The organism is Paenibacillus cymbidii (assembly GCF_004764705.1).
In the GTDB taxonomy this organism is placed as follows: domain Bacteria; phylum Bacillota; class Bacilli; order Paenibacillales; family NBRC-103111; genus Paenibacillus_AN; species Paenibacillus_AN cymbidii.
Genome location: NZ_SHLX01000003.1, coordinates 14,710 through 36,100, shown reverse-complemented (window position 1 = coordinate 36,100; position 21,391 = coordinate 14,710). Strand labels below are relative to the sequence as shown.

The 21,391-nt window shown below is 49.5% G+C and carries 24 protein-coding genes; 2 read left to right on the top strand and 22 right to left on the bottom strand.

Annotation, left to right across the window (positions count from 1 at the left end; translation table 11 throughout):
* Positions 1-34: 34 nt before the first annotated feature.
* From EXY20_RS05580 to EXY20_RS05500, 17 genes are all read right to left on the bottom strand, one after another.
* The gene (locus EXY20_RS05580) at positions 35-391 is read right to left on the bottom strand and encodes a phage holin family protein (protein ID WP_135548543.1); all 357 of its coding nucleotides are present in this window, start codon (positions 389-391) and stop codon (positions 35-37) included.
* Between the two features lie 168 nt (positions 392-559).
* On the bottom strand, positions 560-1,798 hold the full coding sequence (locus EXY20_RS05575) for an aminopeptidase (protein ID WP_135548541.1): 1,239 nt from the start codon (positions 1,796-1,798) through the stop codon (positions 560-562).
* 48 nt (positions 1,799-1,846) lie between these two features.
* Positions 1,847-2,692 carry an ATP-dependent Clp protease adaptor ClpS gene (locus tag EXY20_RS05570; RefSeq protein WP_135548539.1) on the bottom strand — a complete coding sequence of 282 codons (846 nt, stop codon included), beginning with the start codon at positions 2,690-2,692 and terminating at the stop codon, positions 1,847-1,849.
* Positions 2,693-2,725: 33 nt separating this feature from the next.
* Positions 2,726-4,282: a class I tRNA ligase family protein gene (locus EXY20_RS05565; protein ID WP_135548537.1), complete on the bottom strand. Its 1,557-nt coding sequence runs from the start codon at positions 4,280-4,282 to the stop codon at positions 2,726-2,728.
* 38 nt (positions 4,283-4,320) lie between these two features.
* Entirely contained in the window at positions 4,321-5,556 is a 1,236-nt protein-coding gene (locus tag EXY20_RS05560) for an ATP-grasp domain-containing protein (RefSeq protein WP_167859010.1), read from the bottom strand.
* Entirely contained in the window at positions 5,553-6,230 is a 678-nt protein-coding gene (locus EXY20_RS05555) for an HAD family hydrolase (protein WP_135548533.1), read from the bottom strand. Before EXY20_RS05555 ends, EXY20_RS05560 begins: the two co-directional genes overlap by 4 nt.
* Complete coding sequence (locus tag EXY20_RS05550) at positions 6,220-6,924, bottom strand: nucleoside/nucleotide kinase family protein (RefSeq protein WP_135548531.1); 705 nt, start codon at positions 6,922-6,924, stop codon at positions 6,220-6,222. The genes EXY20_RS05555 and EXY20_RS05550 overlap by 11 nt, the downstream gene beginning before the upstream one ends.
* A complete protein-coding gene (locus tag EXY20_RS05545) occupies positions 6,905-8,140 on the bottom strand; it encodes an FAD/NAD(P)-binding protein (protein WP_135548529.1) in 1,236 nt (411 codons plus the stop codon). The genes EXY20_RS05550 and EXY20_RS05545 overlap by 20 nt, the downstream gene beginning before the upstream one ends.
* 29 nt (positions 8,141-8,169) lie before the next feature.
* Complete coding sequence (locus EXY20_RS05540) at positions 8,170-9,477, bottom strand: aspartate aminotransferase family protein (RefSeq protein WP_235885373.1); 1,308 nt, start codon at positions 9,475-9,477, stop codon at positions 8,170-8,172.
* Positions 9,478-9,518: 41 nt separating this feature from the next.
* On the bottom strand, positions 9,519-9,755 hold the full coding sequence (locus EXY20_RS05535) for an acyl carrier protein (RefSeq protein ID WP_135548527.1): 237 nt from the start codon (positions 9,753-9,755) through the stop codon (positions 9,519-9,521).
* Complete coding sequence (locus EXY20_RS05530; RefSeq protein WP_135548525.1) at positions 9,739-10,710, bottom strand: hypothetical protein; 972 nt, start codon at positions 10,708-10,710, stop codon at positions 9,739-9,741. The genes EXY20_RS05535 and EXY20_RS05530 overlap by 17 nt, the downstream gene beginning before the upstream one ends.
* A gap of 12 nt (positions 10,711-10,722) precedes the next feature.
* Complete coding sequence (locus EXY20_RS05525; RefSeq protein ID WP_167859009.1) at positions 10,723-11,535, bottom strand: ABC transporter permease; 813 nt, start codon at positions 11,533-11,535, stop codon at positions 10,723-10,725.
* 4 nt (positions 11,536-11,539) lie between these two features.
* Positions 11,540-12,328, bottom strand: a complete 789-nt coding sequence (locus tag EXY20_RS05520) for an ABC transporter permease (protein ID WP_135548520.1) — start codon at positions 12,326-12,328, stop codon at positions 11,540-11,542.
* A complete protein-coding gene (locus tag EXY20_RS05515; protein WP_135548518.1) occupies positions 12,325-13,341 on the bottom strand; it encodes an ABC transporter ATP-binding protein in 1,017 nt (338 codons plus the stop codon). The genes EXY20_RS05520 and EXY20_RS05515 overlap by 4 nt, the downstream gene beginning before the upstream one ends.
* Complete coding sequence (locus EXY20_RS05510; protein WP_135548516.1) at positions 13,338-13,598, bottom strand: phosphopantetheine-binding protein; 261 nt, start codon at positions 13,596-13,598, stop codon at positions 13,338-13,340. Before EXY20_RS05510 ends, EXY20_RS05515 begins: the two co-directional genes overlap by 4 nt.
* 19 nt (positions 13,599-13,617) lie before the next feature.
* Entirely contained in the window at positions 13,618-14,733 is a 1,116-nt protein-coding gene (locus EXY20_RS05505; protein WP_135548514.1) for a hypothetical protein, read from the bottom strand.
* Between the two features lie 10 nt (positions 14,734-14,743).
* Positions 14,744-15,811, bottom strand: coding sequence for a nucleotidyltransferase family protein (locus EXY20_RS05500; protein ID WP_135548512.1), 1,068 nt, complete (start codon positions 15,809-15,811; stop codon positions 14,744-14,746).
* A gap of 207 nt (positions 15,812-16,018) precedes the next feature.
* On the opposite strand from EXY20_RS05500, the gene EXY20_RS05495 reads away from it, so the two are divergent.
* Positions 16,019-16,804, top strand: a complete 786-nt coding sequence (locus EXY20_RS05495) for a helix-turn-helix transcriptional regulator (protein WP_135548510.1) — start codon at positions 16,019-16,021, stop codon at positions 16,802-16,804.
* A 6-nt stretch (positions 16,805-16,810) separates the two neighbouring features.
* Positions 16,811-17,065, top strand: a complete 255-nt coding sequence (locus tag EXY20_RS05490) for an acyl carrier protein (protein ID WP_135548508.1) — start codon at positions 16,811-16,813, stop codon at positions 17,063-17,065.
* A 32-nt stretch (positions 17,066-17,097) separates the two neighbouring features.
* Here the strand turns inward: EXY20_RS05490 and EXY20_RS05485 are convergent, their stop codons facing one another.
* The 5 genes from EXY20_RS05485 to ssuD all read right to left on the bottom strand — a co-directional run bounded on the left by EXY20_RS05485 (position 17,098) and on the right by ssuD (position 21,359).
* On the bottom strand, positions 17,098-18,120 hold the full coding sequence (locus EXY20_RS05485; protein ID WP_135548506.1) for a cysteine peptidase family C39 domain-containing protein: 1,023 nt from the start codon (positions 18,118-18,120) through the stop codon (positions 17,098-17,100).
* 139 nt (positions 18,121-18,259) lie between these two features.
* On the bottom strand, positions 18,260-18,562 hold the full coding sequence (locus EXY20_RS05480) for a hypothetical protein (protein ID WP_135548504.1): 303 nt from the start codon (positions 18,560-18,562) through the stop codon (positions 18,260-18,262).
* Between the two features lie 40 nt (positions 18,563-18,602).
* Positions 18,603-19,379 (bottom strand): ATP-binding cassette domain-containing protein, encoded by a 777-nt coding sequence (locus EXY20_RS05475; RefSeq protein ID WP_135549102.1) that lies wholly within the window; start codon positions 19,377-19,379, stop codon positions 18,603-18,605.
* Positions 19,376-20,200, bottom strand: a complete 825-nt coding sequence (gene ssuC / locus EXY20_RS05470) for an aliphatic sulfonate ABC transporter permease SsuC (RefSeq protein WP_135548502.1) — start codon at positions 20,198-20,200, stop codon at positions 19,376-19,378. Before ssuC ends, EXY20_RS05475 begins: the two co-directional genes overlap by 4 nt.
* Positions 20,148-21,359 carry an FMNH2-dependent alkanesulfonate monooxygenase gene (ssuD, locus tag EXY20_RS05465; protein ID WP_135548498.1) on the bottom strand — a complete coding sequence of 404 codons (1,212 nt, stop codon included), beginning with the start codon at positions 21,357-21,359 and terminating at the stop codon, positions 20,148-20,150. The genes ssuC and ssuD overlap by 53 nt, the downstream gene beginning before the upstream one ends.
* Between the last annotated feature and the right edge of the window lie 32 nt (positions 21,360-21,391).

Sequence of the window (21,391 nt, the reverse complement as noted above, 5' to 3'; positions counted from 1 at the left end):
GGCCGAGACGGCAAAAAAAAAGCGCAGCTTCCGATTATTGCCGGTCGCTGTCGCCCTTGTTTTTGAGCACGGCTATCATGCGCCGAATCACATCCGGCATCGGCAGTCCCATGCGGCCGTAATTTTCGGTGATCGAAATAAGCTCGTTCGCCGTGTAAAAATAAATCGTGCCGATCATCACCAGCTCCGTGCCGAACAAGAGATCCATCCGGTGCGCAATCATGACGATCAGCAGCATCAGCCCTTTTTTGGCGATGCCCCAGAAGCCGAAGGCGCTGTTCAATCCTTTCCCTTCCTTGAGCGAAGCGGCAACGCCGGTGAAATAATCGACTGCGATGACCAGAAGAAAAAAGTGATGAAGCTGCGTCCATTCGCCAAATGAGTATGCCATGATCGCCCCCGCTATCCCGACAGCGCAATTGAATATCCCTCCATACACGTTCTTCACCCTCCGCCGGCTTTTCCAACAGCTTATGCGGCGGCAGGTCCGTCCGAAACGACGCTTGTACCAGCGGGATGGCCCGATTGCTAGATTGAAAGGGGAGGCGATCGATGTTGCTTAAACCCACTCCCCTCTTCTAAATAATGGCACCCACTCGCCGGAAGGCGCTTGCGCTTCGACATCCATTTCCCGGGAACCGATCATAAAATCAACGTGTTGCGAACTCTGATTGATACCGTGTCGCAATAATTGTTCTCTTGTCATTTTTTCCCCTCCGGCAATATTTTTGGCATACGCTGCGCCAAAAGCAATATGACAAGAAGAGTTTTCATCAAATAGCGTATTGTAAAACGCCAGGTTCTCCTTTGCGAGTGGGGAAGTGGACGGGACGAGGGCAACTTCGCCAAGATAACACGACCCTTCGTCCGTTTCGAATAAAGAACGCAAATCTTGTTTGCCGACATCCGCCTGAAAATCAATTACTTTTCCTTCCCGGAATGTAAAAGCAAATTCTTGGATGAGCTTCCCCCCATGATAAAGCGGTTTGGTACCGCGTACGGTTCCATTAACGCCGGTGCGAATCGGGGCAGTAAAGCATTCTTCTGTCGGCAGATTCGGTACGAAACTAACGCCGTCTCCCGTCTTGCTTCCCCCGCCAATCCAAACATGATTCAGGGGCAGTTGGATCGTCAGACAAGTTCCCGGTGCCGTAAAATGCAGTTGTTTATATTGAGCCCGATTTAACTTCATCAGTCGGTTTTTCATTCTGCCGATGTGGGATTGCCATGCTTCCATCGGATCGTCCTGATTCAGGCGAAGTGCCGCAAACACTGTCTCCCATAATTTTTCCAATCGTTCTTCAGCAGTGAGACCCGGCCAACCGCAAAATATTTGATCCGCCCACCTTTGTGTCGGCAACGCAATCACGAGCCAATTTACCTTTTCGGACATGCGATAGGCACGAAACGCTTGCGTAGCTTGTCCGCTTGTTTTTTGAAACAAGGCAACACGCTCGGTAGGAACGTCTTTCATTAAGCCCGGTTGAGGAGCTTGAATCGTAAGAAATGCAGCGCCACGTTGCGCCCATTCCACATATCCTGCCGCTTTCCATTTCGGATAATCCGCTAACGATTCCAAAGAAGAGCGCATTAATTTTGAACGTTGAACTTCTCCGTCACTCCACTCGACATGTACGGTTTGCGCACCGGCATCGTATGCCTTTTCCGCCAAAACTCTTACAAAATAGGCGGAACAAACCGGGGCGTCAATAACCAGTGTTTGATTTTGTTGAATATTGACGCCTAAACGAACGGCTAATTCTGCATAATGATTCATTTGTTTTTGAAATAAATTCATTTTTCCCCCAACCCGCTTCGGACCAGGCTCACCGCATCAACTGCCGGTTTATTGCATGTCCTGAATTCGAACCGCCTTTACCTGCAAATTCAACCCGTTCAACTTGCCGATAATATCGCTTATCTTCTCCTTGTCGCCCGAGTACAAACAAGCACTGCCTGTCTGGTCGACTTTCAGAACGGTTATTATCGCTCGTTCGGGAGTCCAATCCGGAAACGTTTCGATCAAACAGGATGCGACATAATCAATCCCGTTCGTGTCATCATTGAACAATAGCGCCTGTTCTTCCCCTGCTTGTGTTTCTATGCCCTCTTTGAATTCGTGCAAATTGCCCAATGATTTCCACACAGAATCGATAACCTCATGGAACGTTTCTCCCGTTATTTTTGCCAATCCCCCCCAAATTCCCGGTAAAATCGCCTCGTCTCGTACAACGCTATCGGGTTCAATTGGCATCGAATACTCCACTTTCATCCCCATCCGAGGTTCTATCACCTTAAGTTGAAGCAGCAGTTCCTGCTTATTGGACGGCGTGTGGATGCAATTGGCAAAGGCATGTTGTGCATATCGACTGCGAACGATCTTCTTGATTTCACTCGTTTTATTAATCGCATCGTTGCCTTTCAGCAAATAAACTCCGAGCGGCCGATCGGCAATATATTGGAACAGCAAATGCAGCGTGACAGGATAACGTACGTAATCGGGCCAACATAAGGTTACTTCATGCCTGGAAAGCGTTATCGTGAACTCGCCGATAATCTCCAAATTATAGTAGTGCAGTTGGCTTTTTAAATCATTGATCACCGCAGGATTATTCAAACAGTCGGGTTTCGTTATCAGATAAGAAACGTTCTCGTCCACCAACACAGATGGTCCTTTTTTTCTTGTGTTCACCCGATCCCTCCGTTGTGTGCCCGATAGTCGGATTCATTTCCCGGAAAAATGAACATAGGGGCTCATTAAACTTACTGTCAAATCCAGTTGTGCGGCGAATATCCATTTTTGTTCGGGATCCGGTTGCGCAGGACCGTCAAGCAGCGCATGGATCCGGGGATCGCCATGCAAACCGAGCCTTTCCCAAATTTGTCGCGATAGTTTCGGCATAATGGGAAAACCGAGCAGCGACACGCCAAGCAGCCACAAGCCGGTTTCTATTTGGTCGGCAACCATCCAATCCTGGAGCACTTTCATCGCGGCAACAAGATCGAACTGATTGGGTTCCAGCCATCGCGATTGCTTCGCCAATGCCAGGGCCAAACCGTCGTCATAATGGATTGCGGCACTGGTTACGGCTTCAATCGAAGGTGCCAGTTTGAATCGAATCCATTCTCTGAACAAATTTATTTGTTGCACCAAGTTCGATAACGTCATATTGTCGCTGCCGTGATCGAGAGCGGTTTGAGCGAAAAAATATCTGATTTCATCCGAATTTACCAGGGCGGAACCCTGAAGCAGCTCCGACAGCCAAATACCGTGACGCTTGCTTGTTGAACATTTCTCCCCTTCCAGTAGCAACATTCCATTGACTAACGTCGCGTCAAACGGCTTGAATAACCCATTCGACCGTTGCGCTATTACTTGCGGCGCTACCAGCCCCGGCGTTGAATTGTCATTTCCAAAGGCCCCCACCGTAATTACCTTGCTTAGGGCATCGAATGGATTTCGTTCCGTTCCTTCGAGTTGTTTATAAACTTCGCCGCAATAAATACTGTAAACATAGTACGGATTGGACAGAACGTAACCTTCGGGCACCATTTTACTCGGAATCCCCCAACTGCCCGGTGCGCTCAAACGAATCTTCCCTTCGCGCCGATTCAGATAGTGAATAACGGCTTCCATCCAAATCGATTTGACTCCGGATTGTTCAAGTGACGCAATGATCTTGTTGCTATTATTCGGCTTGGCGAACCAGCATGACGCCGTTTTCCATGTGATTGTGCTTTCATTCAATCGCGATCGGGGAGCCACAATTTCTTCCGGTTGAAAGTGCGCCCCGCAAAAAACACAAGAACTTCCTCCGCAAGCCTTCCCGCATTGAGGACACTCCCCTGCTATCCATGTTCCAATTAATGCTTCGCCGGTTTCTGTCGAGTAGGGCATTCTTTCCTCGATCAAGGAAGCTCCTCCCGATTGCTGCATACAGTCGAGAATCCGTTCATGTACGGCTGCATAAGCGGCAAAATGCTGCTCGGAACGAGGATCGATCCAACTGTCAAATTGAATGTCCATCGCATGTAAATCGCGACGTATGTTCTCATGATTTTCGCTGCAAACAAGTTCCGGCGCCACTCCAACTCGGTAAGCCTCGGCCAAGACCCAATTTTCAAAACCGTCGCTTCCTGTAATGGTTCGAACCATATGACCGCGAACTTTAAGCGCTCGACTCAAAATATCGGCGCGCAAATACGTTCCGGCACCATGTCCAATATGCAATCGTCCATTAGGAGTAGGCTGCATGGGAACAATAAGATATTTGGATGCCATAATGATCTCCAATACGCTTTTTTAGCTGTCCAACCCCATTAATGAGTATCCATCTCAAGAAAAAAAACAGCCTCGATTTTTCTCATGACTTCTTCCATTCGATTGTGCTCGTCTATCCATGCAAACACAATGCCGCTAATAGCCCCGGAATCGATCAGACCGTCTACTGTATCGCCGGATTTGATTTTCATATTTGCTTCGATATAGCCGGGAACTCCGCTAAAGTCACTTGCCGTACTCACGGCTTTTACAGTCCCGAGTTTGACGGGCAGCATAAATTCCGCGATTTGTTTGCCTGCCGTTACGGATTCCGGTTCTTCCCATTTGTATTCTTCGTTCAGAGAAGCGGCCAAATATGCCGCCCAAACATCAAAACCGCTCTGGAGCTCGATCATTCTGCGGATACCGCCGCCACCCGGGCGACACGCGATTTCGCCGGCGAATAAGTCCTCATCCGTTTGCATGATTTCAAAGTGCGTTACGCCGTTTTCTATTCCGGTCGCGAGTACGGCTTGTTGATGAATATCCAGAATCCTCCCCGCCATCGGATCTTGTTTGTTCAACAAGAAAGAGCCGTGGATGCCGGCAGTGAACTCAAGAACCGGCCTGATATAACGGGATACTCGTGCAAAAACAACGGTGCCATTCCTGACGAATCCATCGCAATGATACTCCGAACTCACTTTCAAAAACGATTCAACGATAACCGGAAATCTTTTGGCAGATGTAGTAGCCGGATTCGTTAACTTTTGAAAATATTCCTGTCCTTGTATGGAGGCAAAAACATCCTCATTTTCGAAAACCATCGTCATATCGGAACCTGACCCCATGACCGGTTTTATAATGACGGGCCAGCCCAATTTCTTGGCCGCGGTTACTGCTTCTTCCGGCGTAGATGCAAGTTGGAATTGGGCTGATCTTAATCCGGCCGCCGAAAATCGTCGCTTCATGGCAAATTTGTTCGTACAGTTCAGAACGGTACGAACCGACGCTCCGCCGAGGCCAAGATAATCCCGTAAATAAGCCGCGGCAGGCGCAGCCCGCTCCGAGAGGGAGATCACGGCATCATACATGCCGGCGTCGCATTGAGTCAGCACCGATTGTGCAGTCAAAGCCGGTTCGTTTAAATTATCAACGACGATGATATCCGTCCCTTCCGGATAAGCGTCTACGAATCTTGCTTCTGTGATAAATGTTGCCTGCACATCGGCGCGTTGGATCAGTTGTTTGGCATAAACTCGTTCTCCCGTATTAGCGACAAGTATTTTTTTCACCGGTATTCCTCCCGAATCCAGTTTTGCGAAATTTCCTTCCATGCCTCGGAAAGTGATGAAACACAATTCCCGTTCCATCTCTTCCCACTATATTTATCCAGCATCATCGCTTTCATTCCTGCTCCGGTCGCTCCCTCAAGTTCATTGTCATGCCCATCGCCAACGTATAGGCATTCAGCAGGCTCCACTCCCAATCGATTTGCCGCCAGTCTGAAAATTTGTTCATCCGGTTTCATTATGCCGGTTTCTGCCGATAAAACTTTACAGTCAATTAACGACTCGAGAAACGAGTTGGAAATCATTTCACGTACATCGCTGCTGCAATTGGATACAAGCGCAGTCGGTATTCCCATTGATTTTATGGACTTCAATACATTTACCGTTTCTTCGTCCGGATTGCAAAACGCAGTGCCGTGAATCGCTTTACGAAGCCTTATAAAGGCTGTCATCTCTTCATCCGACCACTTTGCATCGAGATAAGAACGCAACCACTTCAAGTACGTAAATAAATTCATCGTTTCCCGGCTCGTTCGCGTTTGGGACCAAGCTTCTTTGAGCAGCAACGGATCGGTTTGAAGAATCGTTGTCGTTTCTCTGAATGCATAGTCCTTGAGCCAATCCGGCAAAGGAACAAGGGTGTTCCATAAGTCGAAAACTACCGCCCTACTCGTCACGCTTATCCCCCTCCTCCCTTGGCCATTTTATGATTTGCGGATTGTCCCAGTCGCAATTGTTAACAATTACATCGGCAATCGTCATCGGGGGATGCTCCATGAGATACTCTTTTTGGGCAGGCAAGTATTTATTGGCGTACTTCCTTAAAACTTCATTGCCTTGTGAAGGCACATCGCGCAACATAGCGCGTTTCATAACGTTGTCCTCGTTTACTTCCAGATAAATATAGAAGTCGACATACGGCCGTACTTCGGAGCGAAACAGAAAGACTCCCTCAAGAAGGACAACGGTATGGGGATGAATCGAATACTTTCGCCGGACAGTCCGGGTGTCCGCGGTCAGATCGAGATGCAGAAGATTTCCTTGAAAACCGTTATGCTTTCGGATGGGATCGAGAACTTCATCAATCAGTCTTTCAAAATCAAAACTTTGCTTATAATACTGTTGAGGCTCGGTTAGGCCGGGGCAATATCGAATTGCTTTGGGATGATGAAAATCGTCCAGATGTATGATCTGCACATCGACCTTCCTCATTTGAAACGTTTGATATAATTCTTTGGAAAGTTCGGTTTTACCTGAAGTGTCGATCCCCGTAATGCCAACGATATAAGGAGTGTCCGGCGTTTTATTTTCCCATAACCGGTCAGCCAAAAGATTTAACAGAAACGTGCGATTATCGCCCGGCATCCCCATTCACCCTTGCACCCGTTATTCTTTGCTCCAAACGCAGCGCTAACCGCTTGTACAATCCGCTTCCGTAAACGGAATGATCCCGATACTCTTTGGGGGTAGGTTCAGCTCTCAAAACGGATAAGTTTTCAAAATTTACGCCGCCTACAACCGCAGCCCCATTAGGATCCGCATTAAGCCGCTTATCGGAATCCGCGGAACGAAACAATTTTCCTGCCATGAATATATCCGGAGCTGCGCCATGATACCCGAGCGACTGAACAATTAACCCGGCAGCATCCAGCAGCCCGGAAGCATCTTCAAGTTTGCTCACCCGTACGACCCGCGTGTTGTCGACTTGTCCGTTAAACAGCTTGATATACAGCTCTTTGGAACCGTGACGCAAACCGGAGTCGCGAAATACGATGCCTGTAACGGGACATACGTCCCGGGAGCGGTTGAATATTTGCTCTCTGCCGGGCACCTGCCCGCTGCCTGCTTCCGCCACGTTGTCATACATAAGCCGCGCCGGACTTCTTTGCAAAATCGTGATTGGAGGCCGCTTGTAGCCTTTGCAATCCACTGCCAATTCATCTGTCGCCGCAAGCAGTAAACTTAATGCCGACATTGCGCTATGCGAGCATCCCGCGATAACGATCGGGCAAGCTTGGATACGGACAAGCTCCTCCTTTAAAGCCAATCTGGCAGCGGAACGGATTATTTTACTTGACAACCAAACCTTGTCCCGCCAAGCTTCAAGTTCCGGATGAGCCCTTTCACATCTGCCGGTGGCCAATAGCACATGGTTGGCGCGAATTCGCTTATTGTCATCCAGCAAAATAGTTACGGAGCTTGACGCAGAATCCATTTCAATCCTTCTGACCGATGAATGCAGGATGACGTTTGAAGCTCCTCCGAGCGTATCGTAAATTACATGCCCGATTTCCTTTAGCGCCAATGCCAACGTTTCTGCTTGTACCGGTTTCTCGCATTGAGCCACCATCCTGACTTGCGGATGTTGGTTCAATTGCTCGAAAGGTCCTTTGTAAACAATCTCTTTCAATAAACTCGCCCCTGAGGAAGATGTCGTCACATTATATTCGCCAAAGGCTCCCGGTCCCAATTCATTGCGTTTTTCGATGACAACAATATGGTGCTTGAATAATTCCGGCGACGATGCCAGAAAGGTCGAAGTACGAAACCCGCCGCCGATAATAACGAGATCGCAATTTTTCTGCATGTTGACTCATACCCCTTACACCATTGCCATTATTGTTTCCGGAAAATTTGGTTAAAACAGGATTCCAATCGATTGCACAGTTCATCGGCCTGTTCCATCGTAATCGTAAGCGGCGGGCGAATCTTCAGAACATTTCCATAACCATATCGCGATGTTCTCATGATGAGACCGTATTCAAATGCCTTCTTCTTGATATATCCGGTTAAATTGACATCCGGGTTGTTTTCATCGTCAACGATCTCGATCCCGATCATCAATCCTACTCCTCGCACATCGCCAATAACAGAATAAATCTCCTGCAATTTCCACAATCGTTTCATGATATACTTTCCTACATCGGCAACGTTTTGCAAAAAGCTTTTTTCCCAAACAATCTCGAGCGTTTTTACTGCCGCTGCCGCCGACAATAAGTTCGAACCATAAGTAAAGGAATGATGATGTCCTTCCATCGCGGCATACTCCGGCTTTGTTATAATCGCAGCTACCTGAAACCCGGTTCCGCCCAATCCCTTTGCGGTTGTTATAATATCCGGCGTAACGCCATAATATTGCGCCGCAAACATATGCCCCGTTCTGCCGATTCCCGTTTGAATTTCGTCAAAAATCAACGTGATGTTTCGCTCGTCGCATAATTTGCGAAGAGCGGGAAAGTATGCCGCGGGCGGCGTTATGTTGTCTCCGTTCCCAAGGATAGGTTCAACAATCATGGAGGAAACCTGTCCCGAGCTTGCATAGTCGATAAAATCATTGATTCTTTCCACACATAACATTCCGCATGTTTCAGGTTTCTGGTTATAGAAACAACGATAGCAATATGCCGGCGGCACATGGACAATACCGGGTTGCCCCAAGTGAAACGGCTCTCTTCGGAAAGAATTTCCGGAAGCATTCATGGTGAAAATGGTTTGGCCCACATGCGATCGAAACAGCGAGATGACGTCGGTTTTGCCGTTATAATGCTGTGCCATTTTGATGGCGCCTTCATTTGCCGTAGAGCCCCCGGATATTTTTAAATGTACTTTGGACAGCCCTTCCGGACTTACTTCAATCAGTTTCTTCACCAAATTTCCTACCGGGTTGGTCATATAGCTCGAAGTAACATGAATCAATTTATCCGCTTGTTCCTTTACTGCGTTGATCACATCCGGATGGCTGTATCCCAAACTCAAATTAAACGTTGCCGATGCACAATCGATGTATTCTTTGCCATTATTATCTTTGAGATAAATACCGCTGCCTTCGATCATGACGATATCTTCGGTCGGCGTGAAGAAAAATTCATTCAGATCAAGCAAGCTTTCCGTACCTTCATCGATCGTTTGAACAGATTCCGCCATAAGTTTCACCTTTCCTTTTACTGATGTTTTGCTCTCCGTTGCTACCGAATGCACGTTACGATTTGATCGATCGTGCCCATACGATCCGAAATCAAGTCGGAATCCGCAAATGTAATCGCCAAACTCGTTTCAATATCGACCACAATTTGAATGAAGGTAATGGAATCCAAGCCGCACTGCTTTAAATCCGTTGTAGCCGCGATGTCATTTTGCAAGCCCAAATGATTCTTGACAATTGCCGAAACCAACTCCACCAACTGACTACGATCGTCCGACATGAATCGTTTTCAACTCCTGGAGATAAATCATCAGGGAACGGTAACACGAACACTCTTGTTTGCGGAGGTTGTCAAGCCTGTGACACAGCAGTTCCCCGAGAGGACCGGGCTTTTTTGCCATCTTCACGTAATCCAACTGCAATCGTTGCCAAGCATAAACCAACCCGTAAACCTCCTCGATCAACTTCTCGTCCCTGCCGGATGACGATTGCAGCCATTCCAGAAACTTCGCCATCTTGATCCATCCCGCTTGAAGATGCATGCAACATTCCAGCACGAAAACGGTGGCATTTTGCAGCAGCAACGCAGGCAGTTCCTGGAGCAAATCTTGAAGGATTCTGTCCGAATCTACGCTGAGGACCTTCAACAACTGCTCCTTCAACCGCTCGACAAGATGCGTTGTTTCCATTGGATTCGCATTCATTGAAGACAGACGGGGAAGATGAAAATACCCTCTGCCGGGCTGTTCCGCTGTATGAGATCGCTGAATGAGCGGCTTCTGAACCCATTCGCAAATTTGAAAAGGCGCTTCCCCGATCAAATACCGATTCGTGTCAGGATCCACTTTCAGGATAATCACTCGCGTTCCGGTGTGCGATTGGTTGAAATTTTTGGAGTATGGCAAGTAATAACTGTCGCATGACAGCATAACAGGCACTCCAAACCGCTCAATGATGTCGTCGACGGTAAGGTCGAGCAGCAATGAATTATCCGACTGATTGGTTATGCCGTACACTTCATAAAGTTCTTGCCATATGTCCACCGACAAAAAACTGCAATTGTATTCTCCTTCTTGAAAACAATGATAAAGAAACGACAAACTGTCGTGAATCTGGCGATGAAAAAGGAGCCTGGCGTCCATTCCGTTGCTTTCGATCCAGGTAATGACTTGATGCTCGGGACAATCCTTAATAAAGTCATATTTTTTGGCGACAACAAGATCAAATTTATCCATGGCCCACCTCGATTAATGACCTGTGCTTTTGTATTGAAGCAATCCTCTTCGCCATAATGAATAGGCAAAACCAAAAAAAACAATCCCCACGAGAGGAGAAAGGTAAAGCCACATCTGCTCTTGGTTGATCAGGTACTTGGATGGATAATAATTGACGAATGCCAAGGGCACGACGAAGGTCAGAATGGCTTGAATTACCTTGGGATATATGGAAATCGGGTAAGCAATAAAGCCTCTCGTCTGATAAAATAAAATGCTTTGAATTTCGCTCGACTTTGTCGTCCAGAATGTTAAGGCGGCACATACCAGCAATAGAGCTCCCTGGATAAGTACGCCGCTCAGCAGCAGCCACAACACAATAAGCACCATTCGCGGCGACCACGCAAATCCGACCCGATCAAAGGAATACACGAAAAGAAGGATTCCCAATCCGCCATGGCCCAATGTTGCCATGATATCCGATTTTCTGGCGATAACATGGAACAAGGGCGAAATCGGTTTGGTCAGGTAACTATCGAACTCGCCGAGATGGACAGCCCCTTCGAAGTCTCTTACGCCTGTAAATACAAGCACGCAAAGGCTGTAGGTTAAAAATACAAAGCTGTACATAAACAACAAGTCCGGCATATCCCATCCCCGAATGTCATGAAAACGAGCAAGAATGAGAAATAACGTGATTACTGTAACGCTTTCTCTGGCCAGCACGGAGAACGAGATCAGAAACGTATCCCATTTATACACCATGCGAGACATGAGAATCATTTTTAAAAATCGGACATACAACACAGCGTACTCCATTGCGGAATGTCTGCCGAAGCCTTTCAACCGACTAGCCTCCTTGGATGACAAGCTTATTCTGGGCTTTTCGCCACATCCACAATCCTGCGGCAGCAAATACGAGAATCCAAACCGCTTGTTCGCCATAAAGCTTCCAAATGTCCCCATTCGACATTTTACCCAAGACAATGGATAACGGGCTGAAATAAATCGTTTTGAAAGGCATCCACTCGAAAATACGGGCAAGCCATTCGGGCAAAAACCAATAAGGAACAGTCGCTCCGGAGACGAGAAGGAAAATGGCGTTTTTTATCGTAATCATACTCCACGTCTGATGTACCCAAAACGACAATAGCCAAAAAATACAATTGATAACATACAACAGCAAGTAACTGAACATCACACTTATCATAAATGCAGCGATATGAAGCCACGAACTCGAGATGTCAAGATGGATGCATACCAAGCAAATCAAGACCAGCGGAATTGCTTTGGCCCATATGTTGAATCCGACTTCGCCGATCACAATCGAAAAAAGATAGGCTAAAAAACGGTACGGACGAATCAGTTCAGTCGCTATTTCTCCTGTTCTGATTTTATTCTCGATAATGAATTCGTTCATGGTTAACCCGGTTCTGAGCAACAGGGCCAGAACGGCATAAGTAATCGCTTGCGATTGACTGATGTCTGCAATCCGGGAAGAAGAGCCGTATACCGCACTCCAAATGGCAATGCTGATGAAAATACTCAGGATGGATCCAAATAGCCCCAAATAATATTCAAGCTTGAAGGAAGACTTTCGGTGAAAAGATTGCTTCGCAACTTGTACATAGGTTCTCATATGGCGGTCTCATGACTGCGGCCGGCTTTTTTTATTGCCGGGTTGTTGTATATTTCTTTGATTATGGCTTCAATTTCAGGTTCCTGAACGGTAAGATCCATAAGATCATTATGTTTGGAAATCAGACTGACAAGTTGAGAGGCCGATATTTTATTCTTTTCAAATTGGATTTCGAACCGCAGCCCGTTCTGCGAGACCGAGGTGACGCCATCAATGGCGGGAAGATGAGGGAACTGTTTAAAATCGACAACAAGCGTTCGAGTTCTGCCATAGTTGGCCCGAATTTCATCGATGCCGCCATCGTAAACTTTGTTGCCTTTGTCGATAATGATCATTCTATTGCACGTCTTTTCAATATCGATCATGTCATGTGTCGTAAGCAATACGGTGACATGCTTCTCTTTATTGATTGAAACTAGCAGTTCTCTGATTCGTTCCTTGGCAATCGCGTCCAAACCGATTGTAGGCTCGTCCAGAAAGAGTACGGATGGATTGTGAAGCAGGGCGGCCAGCAGGTCGGCTCTCATTCGTTGCCCCAAACTCAACTGTCGAACCGGTGTGTTCATAAATTCGCCCACATCCAGCAAGTCAGTTAAAAATGCCAGGTTTTTGTGAAACTGCAATGCAGGAATTTTATATATGTAACGCAAAAGCTGAAACGATTCGATTAGCGGTAAGTCCCACCATAGTTGGGTCCGCTGTCCGAAGACGACACCAATGTCGGCAGCCATTTCTTCACGATGCTTGATTGGTATTTTCCCGTTCACTTTTATTTCTCCCGATGTAGGAACAAGGATGCCCGTCAACATTTTTATGGTGGTTGATTTACCCGCCCCATTCGGCCCAATGAATCCGATCATTTCTCCCCGCTCAATCGCAAAAGAAATCTGATTAACGGCCATCTTGCTTTCATGTCGTGTGGAAAACAACGCTTGAACGGATCCCCAAAAACCTTGCTTCTTTTTGGGTATTAAAAACTGCTTCGAGATCTTGTCCACGCTTATGAAACTCATGACATAGACTCCTTAAGCGCCCGTTCCACCAATGGCACCAACTCGAATAACATGATACTTTGCCGGATTTCAATCAATACGGATTCCAGTGTAATGTCAAGCGCTTCCTCAATCTCTACCATAAGGTTTACCAATCCTAACGAATCGAGGCCGGTATTTCTTCCGATGACGACATCCAGTGATACATTCGTATCCCTTCCCGAATCTTCCAGCACTTTACGGTAGCTATTCAAAACAATTTGTTCTACATTCCCCATACTTCATTCTCCTTACCACTCACAAAGGGATGATTTTTTTCCAATCGTTCGGGTTTGTTCCATGCTGCGCCATAAAACCGAGCACCCATCTTTCCAGTCCGAATCCGATGCATCCGGTTACCGCATGCGGGATATGTTTTACTTGAATTTGAAAAGGAGATGTAAAGGCTGCACCGTGCAAATTGAAGGAGGCGGTTGCCAGAAATTGTTCCTTTCCGTAAGCCAATTGAAGTTCAAGTTTGCTTTCTTCTTCCATCTGAATTTGTTTGAATTTTTGCATGGTCGGCACGACAAAAGGATCGCTCGTTACGCAAAGTCTTGAGGCAATGGATAGTTCTTCTGCAAGTTGTTTGACTTTTTCGATACATTCGCTTCGTTTCTTTCTGACGAAACGATCATCGCCGATAAATACAATTTCTCTCACATGATAATCGCATAACCGGCCAAAACCGCGCCAATTCATCCTTCCTTCGTGTCGGAATACTTTTTGCAAGAAAGTAAAAACCGAAGGCCGCGCCAGTTCTGTCTTCTCCAAATCCATATAACAATGAAAGCAGGCTGCCGGAGAGAGGACATGTTCAGGTTCATGAATGATTTCTTTGATGCGCTTGTCTCCTGCAGCTTTACTCGTCAGCAACAAGTCGTCTACGTCTTCCTTGGGATGGCATACGTACATGGAATATTGCGGCGAGGTTCGCAAATACCCGGTTTTGTCCAAGACGGATATCGGCAACAACGTGGGGTATTGGTTCTCGACAGCCTCCGCTTCGAGAGCAAACGCCCGAAACCTTTCATTAAAGTAATCAAACAATCGCAGTGCCTCGCCTTTCAGGCCAATCAAACCGTTCCCGTACCGCTTCACCAATTGTTCGGGGAAATCTGTACAAAATCGCTCCCGCCTCGTTTCCCCGATGGAACATATAACCGCAGGCGGGCTTGAGGATGAACGATGCTTGAGGATTCGTTTTATTTTGGAACCGATATCTTCTTCATTCGCTCCCTCTTCCAACGAAACTACCAGATCTTCTCCGAGCGTTTCGATGGAAACGATTTTCTCCGAGGCAAAACCGACAAGCCGAACCAAATCGTCGGCGGCTTCCGCTTGTTCGGCGATCGGGATTTTCATACGAATCATGATCGCGACCTCATTTTTTATAGGTAAGATTGAAAGCCGTGTCGATAAACGCCGATTGGCGCTTGACGATCCTGTCTTCCCCCGCAATTGCAATTTCGTCCAAGTACGCTGTGTCGTCAGGCCGGACAGTCGCCAACATTTGCAGGGAGAGGAGCTGCGGATAAAATTGCGCTATATAGTGGAGCGTATAATAACATGCTTTATCAAGACTCAACTGCTTCATCAGGGATATCCATTGGAACAGATGCTCTTCGTCTTTGGCAAGCCTTACTGTATTCGCAATATCGACTATCTTGTATAAAACGACATCCCGGCGGCCCGAACTCCATATGCTGCTGGTGCCTTCCCGACAGAAATGAATGCAAAGCTGCGCCAAATGAGTTTCCCATGGCAGACCCTTTACCTCATAATGCCCGTTTTTATAACGCTCGGTCCCGAGCATAAACACCTTTTTGGTAATATCGTTATCCTTGGAATCCATGTGAAAGTTGATATCAATTTCATGAATCTTCATAAATACAGCGTCGATTTGTTTCACATACGGAACCAAGTCATGATAATTCATCCGTTGTATCATTTTCTCTTTCCTGGAAGCTTCCTTGAATTCGCCATTTGGCCGATTGGATTGGATGTAGCCGTTCTTTCGTAAAATGGCGTCCAGGCGATCCAGGTCATCCTCCATGACAAGAATATCGCTGTCGTTCGAACGCCGTTCTCCGGGTTCATATAAAGAGGCGTTAAATACCAATCCCTTCAGCGCCGCATATGGAATGCCGCTCTCCTCAAACTGCTTAAGAATCGGCAGAATGATTTGATTCGTTTCCGCTAATTGCTGTGCTTGTGACTTCATGATGAGTTCAAGCGCTTTCGAGAATTCCTCGTGCATCAATTGTTCTGCGAGCGGTCCAAGACCAATTACGAAGTAGCCCGTCAGCCGATGATGTAAAAGTTGACCGCCGATCCATCCCCAATCCAATTCATTCGCAGCGATTTCCTCTATTCTATTATTTTCCGCATTCGATCGATTTTTTAGAACCGCCAGAAGAATCAGCTCTTTCTCCAACGCGTGGTTACTCATTCCATCTGCCCCTCCGTTGCAGGAATATAAAACTTAAATTACCATACATGCCTATTTCACTCAATCCTATATGTATATCTGGATATAAAATGTATAATGATCAACAGTTCTGTCCATAGACTTGAATTGCCATTTCATTTCTGTTATTTTAAGGAGTATATTTTATGAGTTTTGTATACATAGTATACCAAGAATGGATGGTGCAAGGTGGAGTTGTCGGTTTGTTCGATCAAACGCAATATCTCCATTGTTCCGCGACACCATGAGTTATGGCATACAGGAGAGGAACAGCTTATTTTCGTCGAAGCTATCGATTCGATCACCCTGGAATGGAATCGAACCCGGCAGACGCTGAACAAAGGCAGTTTCGCAATCGGAAGAAAATTCAAAATCAGCAACCGGAGCGCCTATGTGGTCACCGTAAGAGGCCTGGTCTTGAAAGGCCCGTCGTTTCAAGCCTGTCATTCCATGCCCTTGCTCATGGCGGAGAACAGAGGGCAGCTCGCCCCCCTGCTTCATGACATCAATGCGATCTTTATCGCCGACCGCCCCATTACGCCTTCCTTTCTGAAGCAAACGGCCGCCTTCATAAAGCAACTGCTCGATACGCTCCAGGCAGGCAACGGGGGCATGACCGAACCACGCGGACAAGATTTGGCGGGAAAAGTGGACTCGCGGCTGATCCGCATCAACCGCTACATTCGCGCCAACTTTTGCAAGCCGATTTCGCTTTCGGATTTGGCCGAACTGGTTCCATGCAATCCCGTTTATTTAAGCAATATGTACTCCAAGGTGTTCCAAATTTCACCCATCAAGCACATTCAGATGCTGCGCATGAAACAAGCCGCCTTTCTGCTGACCAACTCGACGCTGAGCGTAAAAGATATTTCATCAAACCTCGGCTATTTTTCGACTTCGCAGTTTTGCTCGTTCTTTAAGCAATACTACAATCAATCGCCTACCGAATACCGATTTGCTGCTGCCGGAGTGTGAGCGGGAATGGAGGTCCATTCGGAAATTGCCGATCTGCCGCAAAGCATCGGAACCGTCATTAAAAGCATACTTGGCCACTCGGAGGACATTGCAGCGGAACGAAAATTAAGCGAACTGGGACTGGACTCCATCAAATCGGTGCAATTGATTGTCGTACTGGAAGAGAAGTTCAACATTATGTTTGAAGAAGAGGAATTGTTGTTCGAACATTTTGCCACGATTCAGCAAATTGCGCTGCTGATCTGCGATAAGTTGGGGTAATCCGTTATCCCTCCGTATCTGGCGACCTGTACTTACATTCGATTCAATTGCAGCCATTCCGTTAAAATGTCGTGTTCCGCTTCAACGATTTGGGTTATATTTTTTGCGATTGTGGCTGCGGTGCTTCGTTGCCCCGTAAGCTGCATTTTCAGAAATAAATTTCGATTGATGAGCGACAACGCCACCAGAGGTTCGTAACGGGCTATCAGTTCGGGACTCACCTGCAAAAGATTAGTTTGCCCCATATATTTCAATCGGTCCAGCATGCACATTTTATGGTTCCATAACACATGGAGGGGGATTTTTCCGAAGTCGTCAAACTTCAGCTCCCCCTCCGCCAATGCGTTCAGTTTTTCCGCCAGCGCTTGATGAATGCGAATCCCGTAGAGGCAATCGTCGCTGTTGAACCCGAATAATCGATACGTATCGCGCGAGTCGAGATAATCGGCCGTCAGCTTCACAACGAGCTCCGTATTGAACCGATAGCTCCGAATGCCCGACAATTCAGGGGCCGACTCATAATGCAGCATATTGACGCCCCCGATATAATCGTCAAGCCCTTCGAATCGATCGGTGGAGCGATACGCCATGTCCATCTCGTCAAAGGTTGCGGTGTACGACTCATATCTGCCGGTTGCAAAGTCGGCAACATAAAACAGGCGTTCGTCGGCATGGCAGCCATAAATCAACACCGGATGATTGAAGTGCTCTTTGCGGTAATACTGCTTGTAGGCAGGGATGTATTTGCCGTTCACCATCACCAGGATATAATTCCCGTCGTCAAGATTCGGCAGCATCCAGTCGACGACGGTCTCCATACGTCTCATCACGCTTCTCGGAATCACAAACCGCTTCACGAACGGACAAATAGCGAATAGCAAATCCGGGTGATGATAAAAACCGAGGTTGAAGCGGATGTTGCGCGAATACAGTTGGATAAAGTTGTTATAGAGCCATGGGAGCGCGTTCTGATTCTGAAGGATGATGGACAAGATGGCGGTTGGTACCGGGTAAGAGGTAAACGGATGTTCAATCAGCGGCAGTTTTTTTTCCATTGGCTATTATTGGCCTCTTTTCTTTTAATATATTATTCTATAATATAGAATAATAGTTATTTTTTCAATATAATAGGAAACAAAAAACCTTCCGAAACGGCGACTGTCACCGCTTCGGAAGGGCATCCTTCCCTTGACTTCAGGCCCTTCCCCCTTGCAGAAAATGCTCCAGCAGCACGGTCAGACCGCCTTTGCCGAAGCGCAGAAACTTGCCGTCGCGCATCCGGATGCCCCGGTGCGTCGCCTGATCCAGAAAGGAAAGCAACGCCGCGCGGCGCGACGTGATTTCTACCAATCCGGCGGCGAACAGCCGCTCGTCGATCGTGTTGTACACCCCCTTGTTCAAGCCGTAATGCTCATAACACCAGCTTGCAAACTGCAGGTCGGGAAGATGGACCAATTGCGGGCCAGCCGGCACCCGCTCCGCTGCTGCTTGACTCATCGGCATGTCCCTCCAGTCGCCATAATTGAGGCCGTAACGTTCAAATCGAAAAGGAAATTTCTTTGCGCGGCGGCACATCGGCCGTTTCGCGTTCTTTTTCCATGACCCGGTCCAAAATGAGTTTTTCGAAATGGGCAAAGCCGGAGTCTCTGTCGCGCGGCCGGTCGAGCGTGATGCGCACATCCAATGCGATGCGGCCGCGTTCGATCAGCACGACGCGATTGGCAAGCGCCACCGCTTCGCTGACGTCGTGCGTGACGAGAATCGCGGTAAACCGCTGCTCCAGCCACAGCCTCTCGATCAGCTGCTGCATTTCGATGCGCGTCAGCGCGTCCAGCGCGCCGAGCGGCTCGTCGAGCAGCAGCAGCCGCGGCTCGCCGGCCAGCGCGCGGGCCAGCGCCACCCGCTGCCGTTGGCCGCCGGACAACACGCCCGGCCACTCCGCCGCGCGCTCCGCCAGGCCGACAAGCCGCAGCGCCTCCAGCGCTTCCGCCTTGCCGCCGCCGCGCACGCCGATGCGCACATTATCGACGACGCGCTTCCACGGCAGCAGCCGCGCATCCTGGAACAGCACGCGCACGTCGCGGCGAATGCCCGTCGCGGCCTCGCGGTCGAGCCGCACGTCGCCGCCGCTTGCCTGCTCCAGTCCGGCGACGAGGCGCAGCAGCGTGCTTTTGCCGCAGCCGCTGCGGCCGACGATGGCGACGAATTCGCCCGGTGCGATATCGAGCTCGACGCCTTGCAGCACGTTGATCGCGCCAAACGTTTTGGACAAACCGCTCGCCTTCAAGTGAATGCCCTTGCCTGCGCCGCTCATGCCGCTTTCCCCGCTTTCGCCTGTTTCTTGAAATTCGGATGCCACTGCAGCCACGCCCTCTCCATCCACTTGGCCGCCGCATCGGACAGTTTGCCGAGCAGCGCGTACAGCACGACGCTGAGCACCACCACGTCCATCTGCATGAACTCGCGCGCGTTCATCGCCATGTAGCCGATCCCGGAATCGGCGGATATCGTTTCCGCCACGATCAGCGTCAGCCACATGAAGCCAAGCGCGAAGCGCACGCCGACCAGAATCGACGGCAGCGCGCCGGGCAGCACAACTTTCCAGAACAGTTTCGCGCCGCGCAAGCCGTAAACGCGCCCCATTTCGATCAGCCCCGGGTCGACCGAACGGATGCCGTGGAACGTATTGAGGTAAATCGGGAACACGCTGCCGAGCGCAACGAGGAACAGCTTCGCTTCTTCGCCGATGCCGAACCACAAAATGACGAGCGGAATAATCGCCAGATGCGGAATGTTGCGCAGCATTTGAACCGACGTGTCGAGCAGCGTCTCCGACAACCGGAACAGACCGTTCAACAGGCCGAGGGCAAAACCGATGCCGCCGCCGATGGCGAAGCCGAGCAGCGCCCGGCCCGTGCTGGTGCCGATGTAGTCGAGCAGCACCCCTTTGTGCGCCATGCGCACGGCCGCTTGCGCCACTTCGTACGGCGTCGGCAGCACCCGGGTAGCGATCAGGCCGTTATCGCCGAGCAGCTGCCAGACGGCGACGATGGCGACCGGCACGGCCCAGGCGAGCCACTTGTCAAAGCGCCAGCTTCTGCTGCCGGCGCGGATCGCCGGATTCGTGCGGCTCATGCGGCTGCCCTCCTTTCGCCGGCTTAGGCAGCTGTTCATTGGCGATCATTTCGCCGAACGGGCTGATGAAATGCCGTTCGTCCGCTTCGGCGCGACCTGGCCGCTGCTGCTGCAGCGGCAGCAGCGGGAACAGCAGCTCCGCCACGCGGTACGCCTCCTCCAGATGCGGATAACCGGAGAAAATGAACGTTTCGATGCCAAGCGCCGCATATTCCTGCATGCGGGCCGCCACTTGTTCGGGGCTGCCGACAAGCGCCGTGCCGGCGCCGCCTCGGACGAGGCCGATGCCGGCCCACAAGTTCGGCGCGATGCGCAGCTTGCCGCGGTCGCCGGTATGAAGCTGCGCCATGCGCCGCTGCCCCTCGGAGTCCATCCGCGAAAAAATCGACTGCGCCGAAGCGATCGTATCGTCGTCCAGGTGAGCGATCAGCTCATCCGCCGCCGCCCACGCTTCCTCTTCCGTTTCGCGCACGATAACGTGCAGCCGGATGCCAAAGCGCACGTTGCGGCCGGTCGCAGCGGCCAGCTTGCGCACCTGCGCGATCTTCTCCGCTACCTGCTGCGGCGGTTCGCCCCACGTCAGGTAAACGTCGATATGATCGGCCGCCACCTGCTGCGCCGCCGGCGAAGAACCGCCGAAATAAAGCGGCGGATACGGCGCCTGTACTGGCGGATACAACACTTTGCCGCCTTTGATGTGCAGGTGGTCGCCTTCGTGATTCACCTCTTCTCCTTGCAGCGCCTGCCGCCAGACGCGGAGAAACTCGTCGGTCAGCTCGTAGCGCTCGTCATGGCCGAGGAACAGGCCGTCGCCCGCGAGCTCGACCGGATCGCCGCCGGTGACGACGTTAACCAGCAGCCGACCTCCCGACAGCCGGTCGAACGTGGCCGCCATACGCGCCGACAACGTCGGCGACATGAGCCCCGGCCGGATGGCGACCAGAAATTTCAGCCGTTCCGTCACCGGGATGAGCGAAGACGCCGCAACCCAGGCGTCCTCGCACGATCTTCCCGTCGGCAGCAGCACGCCGCCAAACCCCAGTTCATCGGCCGCCTGCGCGATTTGCCGCACATAGGCATAAGTAACGGCTCTTGCTCCTGCGCTCGTTCCCAAGTAACGCCCGTCTCCATGCAGCGGTATGAACCAGAACACTTCCATCGGTTGCTCACCCTTCTTTTGCGCCGGCGATC